15 protein-coding genes and 1 tRNA gene are annotated in these 17578 nt (G+C 72.8%); 8 read left to right on the plus strand and 8 right to left on the minus strand.

The features are described from left to right. Positions 1–179: 179 nt before the first annotated feature. A tRNA-Leu gene (locus KZX45_RS00215) sits at positions 180–265 on the minus strand. Positions 266–404: 139 nt separating this feature from the next. After that, complete coding sequence (locus tag KZX45_RS00220; RefSeq protein ID WP_248255712.1) at positions 405–1265, minus strand: SDR family oxidoreductase; 861 nt, start codon at positions 1263–1265, stop codon at positions 405–407. Positions 1266–1343: 78 nt separating this feature from the next. Here KZX45_RS00220 and KZX45_RS00225 point away from each other — a divergent pair, with 78 nt between their 5' ends. From KZX45_RS00225 to KZX45_RS00235, 3 genes are all read left to right on the plus strand, one after another. Continuing rightward, entirely contained in the window at positions 1344–2423 is a 1080-nt protein-coding gene (locus tag KZX45_RS00225; RefSeq protein WP_248255713.1) for a bifunctional GNAT family N-acetyltransferase/nucleoside triphosphate pyrophosphohydrolase family protein, read from the plus strand. Between the two features lie 49 nt (positions 2424–2472). After that, the gene (locus KZX45_RS00230) at positions 2473–4590 is read left to right on the plus strand and encodes a M3 family metallopeptidase (protein WP_248255714.1); all 2118 of its coding nucleotides are present in this window, start codon (positions 2473–2475) and stop codon (positions 4588–4590) included. 618 nt (positions 4591–5208) lie between these two features. Next, on the plus strand, positions 5209–6903 hold the full coding sequence (locus KZX45_RS00235) for a PxKF domain-containing protein (RefSeq protein ID WP_248255715.1): 1695 nt from the start codon (positions 5209–5211) through the stop codon (positions 6901–6903). Positions 6904–7020: 117 nt separating this feature from the next. On the opposite strand, the gene KZX45_RS00240 is transcribed toward KZX45_RS00235, so the two are convergent. Further along, positions 7021–7668: a response regulator transcription factor gene (locus KZX45_RS00240; RefSeq protein ID WP_248255716.1), complete on the minus strand. Its 648-nt coding sequence runs from the start codon at positions 7666–7668 to the stop codon at positions 7021–7023. Next, positions 7662–9092 carry an ATP-binding protein gene (locus tag KZX45_RS00245; protein WP_248255717.1) on the minus strand — a complete coding sequence of 477 codons (1431 nt, stop codon included), beginning with the start codon at positions 9090–9092 and terminating at the stop codon, positions 7662–7664. The genes KZX45_RS00240 and KZX45_RS00245 overlap by 7 nt, the downstream gene beginning before the upstream one ends. 184 nt (positions 9093–9276) lie before the next feature. Here KZX45_RS00245 and KZX45_RS00250 point away from each other — a divergent pair, with 184 nt between their 5' ends. Beyond that, positions 9277–10620 (plus strand): M20/M25/M40 family metallo-hydrolase, encoded by a 1344-nt coding sequence (locus KZX45_RS00250; RefSeq protein ID WP_248255718.1) that lies wholly within the window; start codon positions 9277–9279, stop codon positions 10618–10620. Positions 10621–10622: 2 nt separating this feature from the next. On the opposite strand, the gene KZX45_RS00255 is transcribed toward KZX45_RS00250, so the two are convergent. Further along, entirely contained in the window at positions 10623–10862 is a 240-nt protein-coding gene (locus KZX45_RS00255; protein WP_248255719.1) for a DUF5703 family protein, read from the minus strand. Positions 10863–10966: 104 nt separating this feature from the next. Between KZX45_RS00255 and KZX45_RS00260 the strand changes: the two genes are divergently transcribed. Next, the gene (locus KZX45_RS00260; protein ID WP_248255720.1) at positions 10967–11233 is read left to right on the plus strand and encodes a DNA primase; all 267 of its coding nucleotides are present in this window, start codon (positions 10967–10969) and stop codon (positions 11231–11233) included. Here the strand turns inward: KZX45_RS00260 and KZX45_RS00265 are convergent. Both KZX45_RS00265 and KZX45_RS00270 read right to left on the minus strand, forming a co-directional pair. After that, complete coding sequence (locus tag KZX45_RS00265) at positions 11158–12675, minus strand: serine hydrolase (RefSeq protein WP_248255721.1); 1518 nt, start codon at positions 12673–12675, stop codon at positions 11158–11160. The genes KZX45_RS00260 and KZX45_RS00265 overlap by 76 nt on opposite strands. After that, positions 12653–14137, minus strand: a complete 1485-nt coding sequence (locus KZX45_RS00270) for a serine hydrolase (RefSeq protein ID WP_248255722.1) — start codon at positions 14135–14137, stop codon at positions 12653–12655. The genes KZX45_RS00265 and KZX45_RS00270 overlap by 23 nt, the downstream gene beginning before the upstream one ends. Positions 14138–14279: 142 nt before the next feature. Between KZX45_RS00270 and KZX45_RS00275 the strand changes: the two genes are divergently transcribed. Continuing rightward, entirely contained in the window at positions 14280–14939 is a 660-nt protein-coding gene (locus tag KZX45_RS00275) for a wax ester/triacylglycerol synthase domain-containing protein (RefSeq protein ID WP_248255723.1), read from the plus strand. Next, positions 14855–15586, plus strand: a complete 732-nt coding sequence (locus tag KZX45_RS00280) for a WS/DGAT domain-containing protein (RefSeq protein WP_248255724.1) — start codon at positions 14855–14857, stop codon at positions 15584–15586. The genes KZX45_RS00275 and KZX45_RS00280 overlap by 85 nt, the downstream gene beginning before the upstream one ends. Here KZX45_RS00280 and KZX45_RS00285 read toward each other — a convergent pair. Then, positions 15549–16526, minus strand: coding sequence for an aldo/keto reductase (locus tag KZX45_RS00285; protein ID WP_248255725.1), 978 nt, complete (start codon positions 16524–16526; stop codon positions 15549–15551). The two genes, KZX45_RS00280 and KZX45_RS00285, sit on opposite strands and share 38 nt — an antisense overlap. A gap of 161 nt (positions 16527–16687) precedes the next feature. Between KZX45_RS00285 and KZX45_RS00290 the strand changes: the two genes are divergently transcribed. Then, positions 16688–17572: an undecaprenyl-diphosphate phosphatase gene (locus tag KZX45_RS00290; protein WP_248255726.1), complete on the plus strand. Its 885-nt coding sequence runs from the start codon at positions 16688–16690 to the stop codon at positions 17570–17572. Positions 17573–17578: the final 6 nt, after the last annotated feature.

Here is a 17578-nt window from a genome sequence, read left to right on the forward strand (position 1 = left end):
CGGTGTCGTAGACCTCGGCGTGGAAGACGGCTCGGAGGCCGAGCCACTTCCCGGCTGGTCTAGACATGGCCGGGAGTCGATGGGCCGGAGGTGACCATCTTGGCGCCACGACCGCGTACGACAAAGCCCCTGACCGCGTTTCCGCAGGTCAGGGGCTAGGTCGTCGCTGTCTCAACGAGTGTCCGGAGGGGGACTTGAACCCCCACGCCCGATAAAGGGCACTAGCACCTCAAGCTAGCGCGTCTGCCTATTCCGCCACCCGGACAGGTGGTGCTTCGCCTCGCGAACTCGGCCCTTCGGCGTCGTCCACCCGGCTGGGCAACGACGAAAAAGATAGCACGGTGGAGAGACGCCCATCGACCACGAAGGGCCGCTCCGGCGTCGTTCGTGAGCGAAGCCACACCTCAGAACACCGGCTTGCCCCCGGTCACCCCGAGCACGGTCCCGGAGACGTAGCTGGCTTCGTCGCTCGCCAGGTAGACGAACGCCGTCGCCACCTCGATCGGCTGCCCGGGACGGCCGAGCGGGGTGTCCATGCCGAAGTCCTTCACGCTGGGCTTGGTCGAGGGCTGCAGCGGCGTCCAGATCGGTCCGGGCGCCACGGCGTTGACGCGGATGCCGCGCGGGCCGAGCTCGGCGGCGAGGTTCACGGTCGCGTTGTTGATCGCGGCCTTGGTCGAGGCGTAGTCGAGCAGCGTCTCCGACGGCTGGAACGCCTGGATGGAGGCGCAGTTGATGACGCTCGCCCCCTCCTTCAGGTGGGGGAGCAGCGCCTTGGTGAGGAAGAAGATGGAGAAGATGTTCGTCTCGAACGTCCGGCGCACCTGCTCCTCGCTGATCTTCTCGAGCCCGTCCTGCGCCATCTGGTAACCGGCGTTGTTGACCAGGATGTCGATGCCGCCGAGCCCCTTGACGGCGGCTTCGGCGAGCTCGATGTTGGCCTGCTCGGTGCGCTGGTCGGTGGGGCACAGGACGCACGTCCGGCCCGCCGCCTCCACCTGCTTCTTGGTCTCCTCGGCGTCGTCCTGCTCCTCGGGCAGGTAGGCGATGGCGACATCGGCGCCCTCCTTGGCGAAGGCGATCGCCGTGGCGCGGCCGATGCCGGAGTCGCCGCCGGTGACCAGGGCCTTCTTGCCGGTCAGGCGCCCACGGCCGGTGTAGGAGGTCTCGCCGTGGTCCGGGACCGGCTGCATCGCGTCCGTGCGGCCGGGCCACTCCTGGTGCTGCTCGGGCAGGTTCTTGATCGACTCGGTGTCCGCGTTCATGCTTCCCAGGCTGGTGCAGCCCGCCGCGCTCCGCACGCCGGGCCGGGACGTCGGCGGCACGCAGTACGGTCGTCTCCCATGGACCGCTTCGATCTCCGCTCGGCCGACCGCACCCTCGTGCTCTCCGCCCCCACGTCCGCAGACATCGACCGCATCGCCGAGATCTGCGTGGACCCGGAGATCCAGCGGTTCACCACGGTCCCCAGCCCGTACACCCGGGGCGACGCCGCTAACTTCGTCGCCGGCGTGGTCCCGGAGGGCTGGCAGAAGGGCGCACCCACCTGGGCGATCCGCGCGGTGGCCGACGGCGAGAGCCGGCTCGTCGGCATGGTCGACCTGCACGACGTCGCCCACGGCCGCGGCGAGATCGGGTTCTGGATGGCGCCCGACGCGCGCGGCAACGGCCACCTCTCGCGGGCGATCGGGCTCGTCCTCGACGCGGCTTTCGGCCGGCTGGGACTCGTGCTGGTCCACTGGCGCGCCGACGTCGGCAACTGGGCCTCGTGGCGCGCGGTCTGGCGGCACGGCTTCCGCAAGGAGGGCACGGTCCGGGGCCTCAACGTCACCCGCGGCGAGCTCAAGGACGCCTGGGTCGGCTCCCTGCACAAGGACGACCCCCGCAGCCCGGTGGCGCCGTGGGACGGGCCGGAGACGACGGCGGAGCCGGCGGCCGCCGTCGGGTCGCCGTCGTCGCGCGACCCGGAGGCGCTGGTGCGCCAGTTCCACGACACCTACGCCCTCCCCGTGGTCACCGACCCGCCGAGCGTGGACCGCGACCGCGTCCACATGCGCATGGCGCTGGTGGCCGAGGAGCTCGCCGAGCTCGTCGAGGCCGTCTACGGCGAGGCGGCCGGCGCCGAGATCTCCGCGGCGTTCACCCGCGCCGTGGCCGCCGACGACGGCACGCGTGACACCGTCGAGGCGGCGGACGCCCTGGGGGACCTCACGTACGTCATCTACGGCATGGCGTTGGAGTGCGGTATCCCGCTCGAGGACGTCCTGGCCGAGATCCAGGCCTCGAACCTGTCCAAGCTCGGCCAGGACGGCAAGCCGATCTACCGCGAGGACGGCAAGGTCCTCAAGGGGCCGGGCTTCTTCCCGCCGGACATCGCCGGCGTGCTCGCGCGGCACGGGTACCGCCCGCCCTCGCGCGGCTGACTGCCCGTCCTTTCGGACGAAGCGGGTGACAGGCGGCACAATGTCACGCATGTCCGACGTCACGGCCCTGGCCGACACCCAGCTCGATCCCGCCAACCCGTTCGCGACGCCGTCGTCGCTGCCCTACGGGCTGCCCGACTTCGGCGCCGTGCGGATCGAGCACTTCCGGCCCGCCGTCGCGGCCGGCATCGCCGCGCAGCGCGCCGAGTGGGAGGCCGTGGCCACGGACCCGACGGTGGCGGACGTGGTCAACACCCTCGACGCGCTCGAGCGCTCGGGCGAGCTGCTGCGCCGTGTGCTGGTCGTCTTCCACACGCTGGCGTCCTCGGTCGGCGGGGACGAGATCCACGAGATCGAGTCGGAGATCGCCCCGCAGCTCGCCGCCCACGGCGACGCGTTCTGGCTCGACCGCCGCATCTACGCCCGGCTCGAGTCGCTCGCGAGCGCCACCCCGCTGCTCGACCTCGACGCCGAGACCACGTGGCTGCTGGAGAACTACCGCAAGAACTTCGTCCGGGCCGGCATCCGCCTGGACGACGCCGGCATGGACCAGCTCCGCGAGCTCAACTCCCGCCTGGTCACCCTGGAGACGGAGTTCTCCCAGCGGGTCGTCAAGGCGATGGAGGCGGGCGCCGTCGAGGTCGAGGACCCGGCCCGCCTCGCCGGCCTCGACGAGGGCACCCTCGCCGGGCTGGCCCGCAACGCCGCCGACCGCGGCGTCGCCGTCAACCACCTCATCACCCTCATGCTGCCGACGCAGCAGCCCCTGCTCGCGCGCCTCACCGACCGCGAGCTGCGTGCCCAGCTGCTGGCCGCCTCGGAGCAGCGGGGGACCGGCGTCGACGCCGACTCGGACACCCGCGCCATCCTCCTCGAGGTCGCCCGGCTGCGCGCCGAGCGCGCCCGGCTGCTGGGCTACGACCACCACGCCGCCTATGTCGCCGAGGACGGCACCGCCGCCACCACCCCGGCCGTGAACGAGATGCTTGCCCGGCTCGCCGCCCCGGCCGCCCGCAACGCCGGCAAGGAGGCAGCCGAGCTGCAGAAGATGCTCGACGCCGACCCCGACGTACCCGGCGGCGCCACCCTGCGAGCTGCGGACTGGGCGTACTACTCGGAGCGGCTGCGCAAGGAGCGCTACAGCATCGACGACTCCGTCCTCGCTCCGTACCTCGAGCTCAACCGGGTGCTGGACGACGGCGTCTTCTACGCCGCGAACCGCCTGTACGGCATCACCTTCCACGAGCGGGCGGACCTCGCCGGCTACGCCGACGGCGTGCGCGTGTGGGAGGTCAAGGAGGAAGACGGCACCGGCCTCGGGCTGTTCGTTGGCGACTACTACGCCCGCGCCGGCAAGCGCGGCGGGGCGTGGATGCACAACCTCGTCGACCAGTCCCACCTGACCGGTCGCCGGCCGGTGGTCGTCAACAACCTCAACCTCACGCCGCCGCCCGCCGGCGAGCCGACCCTGCTCACCTGGGACGAGGTGCGCACCTGCTTCCACGAGTTCGGGCACGCGCTCCACGGCCTGTTCTCGGACGTGCAGTACCCGACGTTCTCGGGCACGTCGGTGCCGCGCGACTTCGTCGAGTACCCCTCCCAGGTCAACGAGATGTGGATGGCGAACCCCGAGGTGGTCGGCCGGTTCGCGCGCCACCACGAGACCGGGGAGCCGCTGCCCGCCAAGCTGCTCGAGAAGGTGCTCGCCGTCGCGGGGTACGGCGAGGGCTTCGCCACCACCGAGTACCTCGGCGCCGCCCTGCTGGACCAGGCGTGGCACCAGGTCACGCCGGAGCAGGTGCCCACCGAGGTCGACGACGTCGCCGCGTTCGAGCGTGAGGCCCTCCAGCGCGCCGGGGTCGGGCTGGAGCTCGTGCCGCCGCGCTATCGCTCCACCTACTTCAACCACACCTTCGGCGGCGGCTACGACGCCGGGTACTACTCCTACATCTGGTCCGAGGTGCTCGACGCCGACACCGTCGAGTGGTTCACCACCGAGGGCGACATCGACGGCGACGGCGGCCTCAACCGCGCTGCCGGGCAGCGCTTCCGCGACGCGCTGCTCTCGCGCGGCTACTCGCAGGACGCGCTGCAGTCGTTCCGGGACCTTCGTGGCCGCGACGCCCGCATCGACCCGCTGCTCAAGCGGCGGCGGCTGACCGACTGACCGACCAGGACGACGGCGGCCTGGCGGCGGCGCGCCGAGGGCTCACCGAGGAGGCGCGCGTGCGGAGGTCCGGATCGCGGTCGTGGAGCCTGAGCGTCTCCGACGAGGCAACCCTCGACCAGGCGCTATATGTCCGAGACGCCCTGCGCCTGGACACGTCCGCCGACCTGCTGGCGCCGCCGACGCTGCGTGGCATCCCACCGGACCGGAGTCACCTGCTCGACGGGCAGACGCGGGCAGAGGTCGTTCGGCAGTGGACGGAATGGTGGCGGTCCTGACTCGCATTCGAGGCGCGGTGGCGCCGCACGCAACCCGGGCCCGACCTCAAGACATGGGTGCGTGCCCGAGAAGAGGAGAGGGCACGCACCGTCGGCGTGCCGGGGCGCGTTCGAGTCGGGCCCGGCGGGGCCGTTCGGACGCTGAACGGCCGGTTGACCTGCAGCGACGCTGCCGTTTAGGACGTTGAACGCTGGAAAGCCCGTGTAGGCGAATGTTGCGGCCTAGCGTCGGGATGCGCCCTACCTCCGGGCCCTCTCGACGACGAAGGACTCCCCCCCCATGCGCAGGACACGACGCCTTGTTGCCGCAGCCGCGGCGGTTCCCCTTCTCCTCGGCTGGATGGCAGGCTCCGCCATGGCCGACGACATCTCGAACAACCTCGATGCGAGCATCGATGCGACGGCCGAGACCATGACGTTGAACGTCGGTGGAGAGGCCGGTACCACCAGCTTGTACGTCACCCCAAGAAACGGCGACGGGAAGAACGGGTGCAACCTGACAGGAGGCACCGCTCTAGGTCTCGAGGTGACCTCCACCAACGCTGGGGTGGCCACGGTGTCGCCGGGCTCGATCACCTTCACCGCCTGCGGTGACGTCAAGACGCTGACCGTGACGCCGATCGCGCTGGGTACCGCCACCATCTCCGTCTCTCAAGTCAGCAACACCACCGAGGGAACGTTCAACCTCGCGCCCGCGACGTTCACGGTCACGGTCGCCGCACCCGCCAACACGGCGCCGCAGATCTTCGTCGAGGGAGTCACCGGCGGCGCCAGCTACGCCAAGGGCGCCGTCCCGGCCGCTACTTGCAGGGTCACCGACGCCGAGGACGGTTCGACGACGTTCGCCGCCACTCTGGGCGAGATCAGCGGGACGTACGCGGCCGACGGCATCGGCCAGCAGGCCGCCAGCTGCTCCTACACCGACGCCGGCGGGCTGACGGCAGCCGCCTCCGAGACCTACGGCATCGTCGACCCGAGCGCGCCGACGATCACTCCCGTGCTCACGCCCGCAACTCCCGACGGCAACGAAGGCTGGTACACCGGTGACGTCTCGCTCATCTGGCAGGTCGACGAGCCGGAGTCGCCCAACTCCCTGAAGCTCATCGGCTGCGAGGACCAGAACATCACCGCAGACCAGGGAGCCACCGACTACTCCTGCGCCGCCGCTAGCGCCGGCGGTGACGCGACGTCCAAGACGATAACGATCAAGCGAGACGCCACAGCCCCGACCGTCGCACTCGGCGAGGTCTCGGGCACGCTCGGAGACAACGGCTGGTACACCTCCGACGTCACGGCGGAGTTCATCGCCACCGACGCCACGTCCGGCCCCGCCAGCGCCAGCCAGACGGCCACGACGAGCGGCGAGGGCGAGGTCGTGCTCGCCAGCCCGGCATTCTCCGACGTCGCCGGCAACACCACCCCGTCGGGGGCGGTGACGCAGACCTACAACGTCGACAAGACCGCGCCGGCGACGCCAACCTTCGTCGGCGGCCCGACCGGGGAGATCTTCTACGGCAGCGACCAGGTTGCTCCCACCTGCACCTCCACCGACGAGATCTCGGGCCTGGCTTCGTGCGAGGTCACCGGCGGCGGGACGTCCGTGGGCACGCACACCTACACCGCGACGGCCGTTGATGTCGCCGGCAACACCTCCACCTCGACGCTCAGCTACGAGGTGCTGCCGTGGAGCCTCAAGGGCTTCACCTCGCCGGTCAACATGGGCGGCGTGTGGAACACCGTCAAGGGCGGAAGCACCGTGCCGCTGAAGTTCGAGGTGTTCGCCGGTACGGAGGAGCTGACCTCCACGACGGCCGTCAAGAGCTTCACCGTGAAGGCCGTCACCTGCCCCGGCAGCAGCGCGCCGGCCGATGAGGTCGAGTTCGTGACGACCGGCGGGACGAGCCTGCGCTACGACGCCACCGGCGGCCAGTTCGTGCAGAACTGGCAGACCCCCAAGAAGCCGGGCACGTGCTACGCGGTCACGATGACCACGCACGACGGCTCCGGGATCACCGCCAACTTCCAGCTGAAGTAGCGGACGGCCGCAGCGCGGTCTGCTGGGAGGCCCCCGCCGGTCGGCGGGGGCCTCTCTGCACGTGCGCCGGCAGCCCGCCGGGCAGCACATGTCTGCCGCCCGCACGGGCAGCGGCCGTCAGTCGCCGCGCAGCAACCTCAGCGCGCTGTCCCGATCGGTGACCCGCAGCTTCCGCAGTACGGCAGACACGTGAACCCGCACCGTCGTCGGGGAGAGGAACAGCCTCGCGGCCGCCTGCTCCGTCGTCAGCCCGTCGCCGAGGAGCTGCATGACCTCCCACTCACGGGCGCTGAGCCTGCCCGCCGCGGGGGAGTCGCGCCAGAACCGGCGCTTGGCCGGCGCGCGGAACTCGTCGAGGATGCGCGCGACGAGCCGCGGCGGCATAGCGGCTTCTCCGGCCAGCACCCCGCGCAGAGCGTCGGCGAGCGTGTGCGGGTCCGCGTCCTTCAGCAGGTAGCCGGCCGCACCTGCACGGAGGGAGTCGAAAAGGTCACCGTCCGCGCTGGAGTGCGTCAGCATCACGACGGCGGTCTCCGGCACGGTCTGGCCGATGATCTGCGCCGCCCGGATGCCGCTGCCCGGCATCTGGATGTCGAGAAGGGCGGCGTCCGGCCGGTGCTCCGTCACCAGGGCGACGGCACCGTCGGCCGACGCCGCCTCCCCGACGACGGTGCAGCCGCCGCCCTCGAGAGCCCGACGCACCGACGCCCGCGTCGGAGCATGGTCGTCGGCGACCACAACCTGGATCCGGCCGTCACTCACCATCTCACCGACACCTCCGTGCCCTTCCCGTGCCGGGACTCGATCGTCAAGGTCCCCGGCAGGGCCAGCGCCCGGTCATGCATGCTGGTCAGCCCGTAACCGCGGGACTGCCGGCGGGCCGCCTCGACGTCGAACCCGAGCCCGTCGTCACGAACCGCCAGCCGCTGGCCGCGTTCGCCGCCTGCAACCGTCAGCACGACCCGCTGGGCCCGGCCGTGACGTAGCGCGTTGGACACCGCCTCCCGAGTGATCCGGACGAGGGCGTGGCGCTGCTCGGCGTCGGCGGTGACGGACAGGTCCAGCTCGGTCTCGAGCCGGCCACCGTGCCGTTCGGACACCTGTCGCGCAGCCCGCTGCAGCATCGCGCCCAGCGGCTCGTCGACGCTGTGGCCCAGCGCGTCGATCGCCCCGCGCGCCTCGTCGAGCGCCCGGTCCGCCGAGGCGAGGATCCGGTCGGCAGTCCCGGGGTCGCGGAGCCCGCCGCACGCCTCGGCCCGGATGTAGCCGAGCTCCTGGACGACCCCGTCGTGCAGCTCACGCGCGAGCCGCCGGCGGTCCTCGAGCACCGCCGCCTGCGCCTGGGACGACCAGTACTCCCCGATCTCCCGGCCGGCGCCGACCAGGAGCAGCAGATAGCACCCCGTCCGAAGCAGGTCACCGGTGTAGAGCCAGTCGCTGTAGAGAGAGGGAAACAGCAGGTAGTTGATGCGGGCCCAGGCCCCGAGGGCCAGGGCGGGGCCGACCCATCTGAGCAGCTCGTCGTGCCGGCGCGAGGCATGGACGGCGAAGGCGACGGACGCGACCCCGAAGCACAGGGCGGCGAGCCCATGAGACACGAGCAGCAGCGCGTGGCCGGTGATGACGGGCCGCTGCGCCGACGGTGGAGGGCTGGCCGCCAGGGCCGGGGGCAGCAGCTCGTGGTTCGGAGCGAGCAGCCCGAACGCGGCGATCAACAGAAGCCACGGCACCGCGTGCCTCCAGACTGCAAAGCCGGGGCGGGCCCTGCGGTCGCCGGCGAGGGCCGAGGCCAGCACGAACAGCGCCCCCAGCAGCCGCAGGCTCAGCGGTAGCCAGACGTTGAGGGTGTCCGGGCGTGCGGTGGGCAAGGCACCGAGGAGAAGCGTCAGCCCCAGGCCAGCGAGGGCGAGAAGGAACAGCCCCTGTGCGAGCAGGAGGTCCTGCAGCCTGTTCGTGCGGACGAATCGCCCGTGCAGCAGGTACGCCAGCAGTAGGGCCACGCAGCCGTCGACCGTGTCCAGCACAAGGTGGAGGGACGGGCTGTGGTAGCCGAACACCAGGTATGGCGTGCCGAGGATGAAGGCGGTGACGACCAGGCCGACGCCCCAGCCGCCGGCTGTGAGCACACCACTGGGCAGCGCCTGGAAGACATGCCCTCGGCGGCGTCGGGCGGTCCCCGCTGACCCCATGCCCTGGAGTGTAGGGGGCAGAGGGGTCCGTATCCGGTGGTTGGCGACGGCGGTCGGCGCGAACCGTTCTTACCCCGTTCGGCGACCGGATCGAGTGTGCCCGCGGACGGCGTGTCAGGGACTTGAACGCACCTCGTCAGCAGGGGAACGACGGCGGCGCCGACCACCTGGGTAGCCTGCGCCTATGACCACCCAGCCCGCCGCGTCCGCCGACACCTCCGCCGTGCGCCCCGAGGACGAGGTGGTGCGCCTCTGCCGCGACCTCATCCGCATCGACACGTCCAACTACGGGGACGGCTCCGGGCCGGGGGAGCGGGCCGCCGCCGAGCTGGTCATGGAGCTGCTCACCGAGGTCGGCTGGGACCCCGAGCTTATCGAGTCTGCCCCCGGGCGGGCCAGCGTGGTCCTGCGCATCCCGGGCACCGACCCCACCCGCCCGGCCCTCGTGCTGCACGGCCACACCGACGTCGTCCCCGCCGCGGCGGACGACTGGTCCGTGGACCCGTTCGGCGCCGAGGAGCGCGACGGCATGATCTGGGGCCGCGGCGCCGTCGACATGAAGGACATGGACGCCATGATGCTGGCGGTCGTGCGGGACATGGGCCGCACCGGCTGGCGCCCGCCGCGCGACGTCGTCGTCGCGTTCACCGCGGACGAGGAGGCCGGCTCCAAGATGGGCGCGCACTGGCTCGTCACGCACCGGCCCGACCTGTTCGAGGGCGCGACCGAGGCCGTCAGCGAGGTGGGCGGCTACTCGGTCGAGATCGACGGCCGCCGTGTCTACCTCCTCCAGACGGCGGAGAAGGGCCTGGCGTGGCTCCGCCTGCTCGCCGACGGCACCGCCGGGCACGGCTCGCAGGTCAACCACGACAACGCCGTCACCCGCCTGGCCGGCGCGGTGCACCGCATCGGCGAGCACGCCTGGCCGCTCCACCTGACCGGCACGGTGCGTCAGCTGCTCTCCGGCGTCGCCGACCTCACCGGCACCACCTTCGACCCCGAGGACCCCGAGGGCATCGACCGCCTCGTCGAGAAGCTCGGCCCGGCGAGGAAGTTCGTCGGCGCCACCCTGCGCACCGGCGCCAACCCCACCCAGCTGAACGCCGGGTACAAGGCCAACGTCATCCCCGGCTCCGCGACGGCCGCCGTCGACGTGCGGTTCCTGCCGGGGGAGGAGCAGGAGGTCATGGACACCCTCGCTCGCCTCGCCGGCCCGGGCGTCCGGTTCGAGGACATCCACCGCGACACCGCGCTCGAGGTGCCCTTCGAGGGCGACCTGGTCGACGCGATGATCGGCGCGATCGACGCAGAGGACCCCGGCGCCACGGTCCTGCCGTACATGCTCTCCGGAGGCACCGACAACAAGGCGCTGTCCCGGCTCGGGATCACCGGCTACGGCTTCGCGCCGCTTCGCCTGCCCGCCGACCTCGACTTCGCCGGCATGTTCCACGGCGTCGACGAGCGCGTGCCCACGGACGCGCTCCGGTTCGGCTGCCGTGTGCTGGAGCGGATGCTCCGCACCTGCTGAGCTCAGAGGGTGCTGTCCACCCGCATCGCCCGGCGGCGCAGCCACACCTTTCGGGTGCCGCCGATGTACAGCCGCGTGCGGGCGAGCTCCCAGCGACCGTACTCGGCCTCGTCGGTCAGCAGCTTGCGCACGTCGCCGCGGCTGATCGTGCGCGGCAGCGTGACGGTCCGGTACTCGTAGTACGCGGCGCTGGCACCGGCTCGGCGCTTCGCGACGGCGGTCTCGTGGTTCTTACCGGGCATCCCGTTATGCTCCCTCGCCTCGTCCGTCAAACACAAAATCGGGCGTATCGCCGCAGGTCAGGACCGGCGGTGTGCCACCCCGACGGGACCGCTAGGCTCATGCCATGGCTAACGACCCGCGGGCTGCGCTCGACCGACTCATCGCTGCGTTCGAAGCACATTACGACGCCGTCTCGGCAGCGCGGGACAGCGACGCACCGGCGGTCGTGGCGGCGGCGAACACGCTCATGGATGCATTCGACACCTACGACGACGCGCTGTTCACCGGTTTCGGGGTCGACACTCCGTTCGACATCTACACGGACGACGAGGACGAGGACGACGATCTCGAGTTCGAGGACGAGGACGACGAGGAGTACGAGGAGGCCTGAGACCCGCGCCGCGGCCTGTCGGGGACCCGCGGGTACGACGTCCCGAGCAGGCCGGTGTGCATGGCCGTCACCCGGCCGTCGGGACCGCGGCTGAAGGCGACGGGGACCACGCCCGGCCCGACGGCCGTCAGGTCGACGTGGAACAGATCCGGGTCGTCGGCGTCGGGATGGAGCGGTAGGCCCCGGCGCACGGCGGGGATCGGCCGGCGTCCGCGGGCCGTGAGCCGGCCGCGTCGCACGCGGACCTCGATCGCGGACCCGAGCACCATCCGGGGCTGCGGGTCCAGCAGCGGGCCCGGGCCGAGCGTGTACCGGCCGCACAGGTCGCCCCAGGTGGCGGGGCGCTGCGGGACGTCCGTCCGGAAGGTCTCGGCCGGGACGCCGAGGAGCTGGCGGAGCAGCGCGTCCGCTGCCGGCGTCGGCGCGCCCCGCGGGTCGAACGAGCCGGTGTTCCCGAGCGCCACGACGCCCACGCCGTCGTCCGGGGCCAGCAGGAGGTCGGCGAGGAAGCCCTTCCAGATCCCGTCGTGCGCCACGGTGCGGTGGCCGCCGACGTCGCCGGGGTAGAAGCCGAGCCCGACGCCGGGCACGCGGGGGTCGGGCCGGTGGTGGGGCTGGAACATCAGGGCGAGCGTCTCCGGGCGGAGGATCCGGCCGTGCTCGTTCGCGCCGCCGCCCAGGAGCGCGACGGCGTAGCGGGCCATGTCGCGGGCGGTCGAGTACAGCCCGCCGCCGGCGGAGGTGACGATCTCGAGATCCTCCACCGCACGCAGGCCGTCGGGGCGCACCTCGTAGCCGGTCGCGAGGCGGGGTCGCACCCGGTCCGTCCGGAGCAGGTCGGAGTCCTCCATGCCCAGGGGGCCGAGCACGTGGTCGCGCAGGTACGTCGCGAGCGGCAGGCCGGTGACGTCGGCGACGATCTGGCCGAGGGCGGTGAACCCGTGGTTCGTGTACGCCCACTTGGTGCCGGGCTCGACGTCGATGCGCAGCCCGCCGCGGTAGTACTCGGCCAGCAAGGGCACGCGGCCCACCGGGGCGCCCCAGCCGAGCGCCGGCCGGAGCAGGTCGGCGTGGCTGCGGACAGCGCGGACCCCGGCCGTGTGGGTGAGCAGGTGCCTCAGCGTGGCCGGCCGGAACGAGGACCGGGCGGGCACCAGCGAGAACGCGCGGAGGTACCGGGCGGCGGGGGCGTCGAGGTCGACGAGCCCACGCTCCCACAGCTGCATCACCGCGACCGCGGTGAGCGTCTTCGTCACCGACCCGACCCGGAACACCGTGTCCTCGTCGACGGGCGTTCCCCTGGCGACGTCCGCGAGGCCGTGGTGGTGGGTCCACGCGAGCTCGCCGTCCCGGACGACGGCGACGGCCAGCCCTGCGGTTGGCCAGCGGCTCAGCGCAGCGTCCACCGCGGCGGTCAGCTCACGCGTGTCGAGTCGGTCCATCGCTTCCTCCCTGGCGACGACGCAGCCGCACCCCGGGCGACCGCCGGTGGGCTGTGAGCGGCATGCCGTCGAGGTGGAGGGTCGCCGGCGCCGTGGGGGACGCGGGGGAGAACACCACCCGCAGGCTCCCGGACCCGCCGGGCAGCTCGACGCGGAACGCGAAGGGGTCGGCGTCGTCGTCGGGGTGCAGGACGAAGCCGCGGTACAGCGCCGGGACCGGTGACAGGGACCGCAGCACGAGCCGCCCGCGGCGCACCCGCACCTCGAAGCCTGCGCCGACGACGCCCCGCACGCGCACGTCCGTGAGCGTGGCCGGTCCCGGCAGGACGTACCGCCCGCACAGCTCGGCCCAGACCTCCGGACGCTGGGGCACGTCGGTGCGGACGGTCGGCTCGGGCACCCCGAGGAGCGCGTCGAGCACCGCGCCCGTCTCGGCGGCGAGCCAGGTCGACCCGCCCCGGGTGCCGTTGGTGAACGCCACCAGGCCCACGCCGTCGTCCGGCGCGGCGAAGATCTGTGCGAAGTAGGGCGGGATGACGCCCTGGTGCTCGACCACCGGGTGGCCGCCGTCGTCGAGGCGCCAGAACGCGAGACCCAGCCCGGGCAGGCGCGGGTCGGACCGGTACTGCGGGGAGAACATCTCTACGAGGGACTCCGGGCGCAGCACCGAGCCGTGCTCGTTGGTTCCGCCGCCGAGGAGGGCGACGACGTAACGCGCCATGTCTGGTGCGGTGGAGAACGCCGCGCCGGCGCCCGCCGGGACGTAGTCGAAGGCCGGCACCTCGAGCGGGCCGTGGCGGCCGAGCCGGTAGCCGGTGGCGAGGCGCGACCGGTCCACCTCCGAGCGCAGCATCGTCGTGTCCGTCATCCCGAGCGGGTCGAACACGCTCTCGCGCAGGTACCGGTCCAGGGGCAGCCCGCTCACGTCCGAGACCAGCTGCCCGAGCGTCGCGGGCCCGTGGTCGGTGTACCGGAACCGGGTGCCCGGCTCGGCCGCCAGGCGAAGCGCGCCGCGGTAGTACTCGGCGAGGCTGGGGAGCGGCTCCCCGGCCGCGACCGTCTCGCCGAAGTTGGGCCGCAGGAGGCCCGAGCGCGGGACCTGCTCGCTGATCCCGCCCGTGTGGGTCAGCAGGTGGCGCACCGTCGCGGGCCGGTGGGCCGCGTCGGCGGGGACGAGCCGGTACGCGCGCAGGTAGTCGTTCACGGGGGCGTCGAGCTCGACCAGGTCCTGCTCGCGCAGCTGCATCACCGCGATGGCCGTGAACGTCTTCGTGATCGAGCCGACCCGGAACACGGTGTCCGCCGTGACCGGCCGGCCCGAGGCGATGTCGGCGACCCCGTGGGCGGTGAACGACTCGAGCCTTCCGTCGCGGACCACCCCGAGCGCGAACCCCACCGCGGGCCTGCGGTTGAGGATCTCGCCCACCCGCGTGCGGACGTCGGTCTCCTCGGTGGTGGGCATGGTTCCTCCTCGATCCAGCCCTGGCTCCCATGGTGCGCCGATCGTCGCGGCCGCGGAAGGGTCCGAGGTCCTCAGGGCCGAAGGGCCCTTGCCGAGCGGTCGCGCCGGTGCGCAACCTGAGGGGAGAAGCGGGGTGGGACCCATGAGGCGGCGCGGCACGGTCGAGCGGGTGACGGGACGGGCTCACCCGATCGAGCGGCTGAGCGCGGAGGACCAGCTCCTGCTGTGGCCCGACGAGGCGTGGCCGCAGGACCTCGGTGCCATCGCCCTGCTCGACGGCGCGACCCTGGTGGACCCGGACGGCCGGTTCCGCATCGAGACGGTCCGGGCGGTCGTGGAGAGCCAGTTGCACCTCGTGCCGCGGTTCCGGCAGATGCTCGTGACGCCGCGGCGTGGGCTCGGCCCGCCGCTGTGGGAGGACGCGACGGCGTTCGACGTCGCGGAGCACGTGCGGGTCCTCCCGCTGCCGGCGCCCGGTGACGAGGCGCAGCTCCTGGCGGCGGTCGAGCGGCTCCGCCGCCGCCGGCTCGACCGGACGCGCCCGCTCTGGGAGATGTGGTTCCTCACCGGGCTCGCCGGCAACCGGGTCTTCTCGACGCCGACCCCGCGACTTCGCCGCCGCCCCCGCCTCCGCGGCCGTGGCGCCCGGCGCGCCCGCGGACGGCCCGGGAGCTCCTCGCCGACGCCCGGCCACCGGTGCCCGGGCTGGACCGGCGGGTGGGGTCGGGCCGCGGCCTCGCCCTGGTCCGCGCGGACCTCGGCGCCGTCCGGGCCGCCGCGCACGCCCACGGCGCGACGGTGAACGACGTCGTCCTCTCGGCGCTCGCGGGCGGTCTGCGGCGTCTGCTCGTCCACCGCGGCGTGCCCGTCGACGGTCTGGTGGCCGCCGTGTACGTCCCCGTCACGCTGCGCCGCGGACGCGGGGGAGCGGAAGTGCCGCCGCCCGGCGGGGGAACGGTGGCGCCACGGCGCGGCGGGACATCGGACGCACCTCCCGGCCCGGCCAGCGGGAACCTCATCACCCAGATGGTGGTGCCGCTCCCGGTCGGGGAGGCGGACCCCGCACGCCGGCTCCGTCAGATCACCACCGTCACGACGGAGCGGAAGGCTCGCGCCCGCCCACCCCTGGGCGCACTCTTCGGCAGCCGGCTCCTCCTGCCCGTGCTGCTCAGGCTGATCGACCGGCAGTCGGTGAACGTGACCACCGCGGACCTCCGCGGCCCGCCCGGTCCGGTCCACCTCGCCGGCGCGCGGGTGCTCGAGGTGTTCCCGGTGCTGCCGCTGATCGGCAAGGTGGCGCTCGGCGTCGGCGCGCTCTCCTACGACGGCCGGCTCGGCATCACCGTCGTCGCGGACGGCGACGCCTACCCCGACCTGCCCGTCCTCGTCGCCGGCCTGGAGGAGGAGCTGCTCAGAACCGCTCGGGGTAGCCGATCTCCGGCGCGGTGACCTCGTCCAGCACCGACCGGATCGGGTCCGGCAGCTCCAGGTCCGCCGCGCCCAGCACCCCGCGCAGCTGCCCCACGGTCCGCGCCCCGGCGACGGCGCAGCTCACCCCGGGGGCGTCGCGCACCCAGGCGAGAGCGACCTCGAGGGCCGTCCGCCCGAGCCCGGCGGCCGCCGTCGTCACCGCCTCGACCACGCCGTGGGCTCGGTCGTTGAGGTACGGCTCGACGAACCCGCGCAGGTGCGGCGACGCCGCCCGGGAGCTCGCGGGGACGGTCGCGCGGTACTTGCCGGTCAGCACGCCGCGGCCGAGCGGCGACCACGCCAGCACCCCGGCGCCCAGCGCGTCCGCGGCGGGCAGCAGCTCGCGCTCGACCCCGCGTTGCAGCAGCGAGTACTCGATCTCCACCGCGGCCAGCCCCGGCCCCGACGGGGGCGCGAGCATCGTGGCGGCCTGCGCCGTCGTCCAGGCGGGGTAGTTCGACAGGCCCACGTACCGGGTGCGTCCCGTGGCGACGGCGTGCTCGAGCGCGCCGAGCGTCTCCTCGAGCGGGGTCGCGGGGTCGGGCGTCTGGACCAGCCACAGGTCCAGGTGGTCGGTGCCGAGCCGGTCGAGGGAGTCGTCCAGGGTGTCCAGGAGCGAGCCGCGGGAGGCGTCGACGACGCCTCCGCCGTCGGGCGTGCGACGCGAGCGGACCCCGGCCTTGGAGACGAGGACGACGTCGTGGCGGTCCACGGACTCCCCGAGCAGGCGGCCGATGAGGGCCTCGGAGGCGCCGTCGCCGTAGGTGGCGGCGGTGTCGAGCAGGTTTCCGCCGGCCTCCAGGAAGACCTCGAGCTGCTCGGCGGCGTCGTGCTCGTCGGTGTCCCGGCCCCACGTCATGGTGCCCAGCCCGATGCTGGAGACCGTCAGGCCCGTCCGGCCGACCCTGCGCTGCTGCATGGCATCACGGTAGTGGGCGGGTGCCGTCCGTCCTTACCAGCGTCCACCCCCGCACCCGCGCCGGACCGCCTCGGCGTCCCGCTTCGGTCGTACGTGAACCTCCCCACGGTCGGCCCGTCGGGGGACGGCCCGGCCTGGTCGGTGCCCTATCGTTGCCGACCGTGACTTGGTGGGAAGCAATCGTCCTGGGCCTCGTGCAGGGCCTGACAGAGTTCCTCCCGATCTCCTCGAGCGCGCACCTGAGGATCGTCGGCGAGCTGCTCCCGAGCGGCGCCGACCCCGGCGCCGCCTTCACCGCCATCACCCAGATCGGCACCGAGACCGCCGTCGTCATCTACTTCCGCAAGGACATCTGGCGGATCGTCAAGGCCTGGTTCGGGGCCCTGCCGGTCGGGCCGTGGAAGAACACGGTGCCCCGCACCGACCCGGACGCCCGCATGGGCTGGTTCGTCATCCTCGGCTCGATCCCTATCGGCCTGCTCGGCCTCCTCTTCGAGGACGCCATCGACGACACCCTGCGCCACCTGTACATCACCGCGGCGATGCTGGCGATCTTCGGCCTCCTGCTCGGCTGGGCGGACCGCGTCGGCCGGCGCACCAAGACGCTCGACCACATGACGCTCAAGGACGCGGTGATCTTCGGCCTGGCCCAGGCGCTCGCCCTCGTCCCCGGCGTCTCCCGGTCCGGCGGCACCATCACCGCCGGCCTGCTGCTGGGCTACACCCGCGAGGCCGCCGCCCGGTACGCGTTCCTGCTCGCCATCCCGGCCGTGATGATCTCCGGCTTCTACAAGCTGTTCTCCGACGTCATCTTCGGCGAGCCCGCGCCCGGCACCGCGCAGGTGCCCGGGGCGCTGATCGCCCTGGCCACCGTGGTCGCCTTCGTCGTCGGCTACGCCGTCATCGTCTGGTTCCTGCGGTACGTCTCCACGAACAGCTACAGGCCGTTCGTGATCTACCGGCTGGTACTCGCGGTCCTGGTCGTCGCGCTGGTGGTTGCCGGCGTCATCGACGCTGTGCCCGCCGGGTCACCCTCGGCCGGCTGACCTTCC

Origin of the sequence: Georgenia sp. EYE_87 (assembly GCF_023148685.1) — a bacterium.
GTDB lineage: Bacteria > Actinomycetota > Actinomycetes > Actinomycetales > Actinomycetaceae > Georgenia.

Bases quoted from the DNA above. Each gene is read 5' to 3' on its own strand.
- KZX45_RS00240 (WP_248255716.1), bottom strand. From the start codon at position 7,668: ATGGTGAGTGACGGCCGGATCCAGGTTGTGGTCGCCGACGACCATGCT.
- KZX45_RS00265 (WP_248255721.1), bottom strand. From the start codon at position 12,675: ATGGACCGACTCGACACGCGTGAGCTGACCGCCGCGGTGGACGCTGCG.
- KZX45_RS00270 (WP_248255722.1), bottom strand. From the start codon at position 14,137: ATGCCCACCACCGAGGAGACCGACGTCCGCACGCGGGTGGGCGAGATC.
- KZX45_RS00285 (WP_248255725.1), bottom strand. From the start codon at position 16,526: ATGCAGCAGCGCAGGGTCGGCCGGACGGGCCTGACGGTCTCCAGCATC.
- KZX45_RS00225 (WP_248255713.1), top strand. From the start codon at position 1,344: ATGGACCGCTTCGATCTCCGCTCGGCCGACCGCACCCTCGTGCTCTCC.
- KZX45_RS00250 (WP_248255718.1), top strand. From the start codon at position 9,277: ATGACCACCCAGCCCGCCGCGTCCGCCGACACCTCCGCCGTGCGCCCC.
- KZX45_RS00245 (WP_248255717.1), bottom strand. From the start codon at position 9,092: ATGGGGTCAGCGGGGACCGCCCGACGCCGCCGAGGGCATGTCTTCCAG.
- KZX45_RS00230 (WP_248255714.1), top strand. From the start codon at position 2,473: ATGTCCGACGTCACGGCCCTGGCCGACACCCAGCTCGATCCCGCCAAC.
- KZX45_RS00255 (WP_248255719.1), bottom strand. From the start codon at position 10,862: ATGCCCGGTAAGAACCACGAGACCGCCGTCGCGAAGCGCCGAGCCGGT.
- KZX45_RS00235 (WP_248255715.1), top strand. From the start codon at position 5,209: ATGGCAGGCTCCGCCATGGCCGACGACATCTCGAACAACCTCGATGCG.
- KZX45_RS00260 (WP_248255720.1), top strand. From the start codon at position 10,967: ATGGCTAACGACCCGCGGGCTGCGCTCGACCGACTCATCGCTGCGTTC.
- KZX45_RS00220 (WP_248255712.1), bottom strand. From the start codon at position 1,265: ATGAACGCGGACACCGAGTCGATCAAGAACCTGCCCGAGCAGCACCAG.
- KZX45_RS00275 (WP_248255723.1), top strand. From the start codon at position 14,280: ATGAGGCGGCGCGGCACGGTCGAGCGGGTGACGGGACGGGCTCACCCG.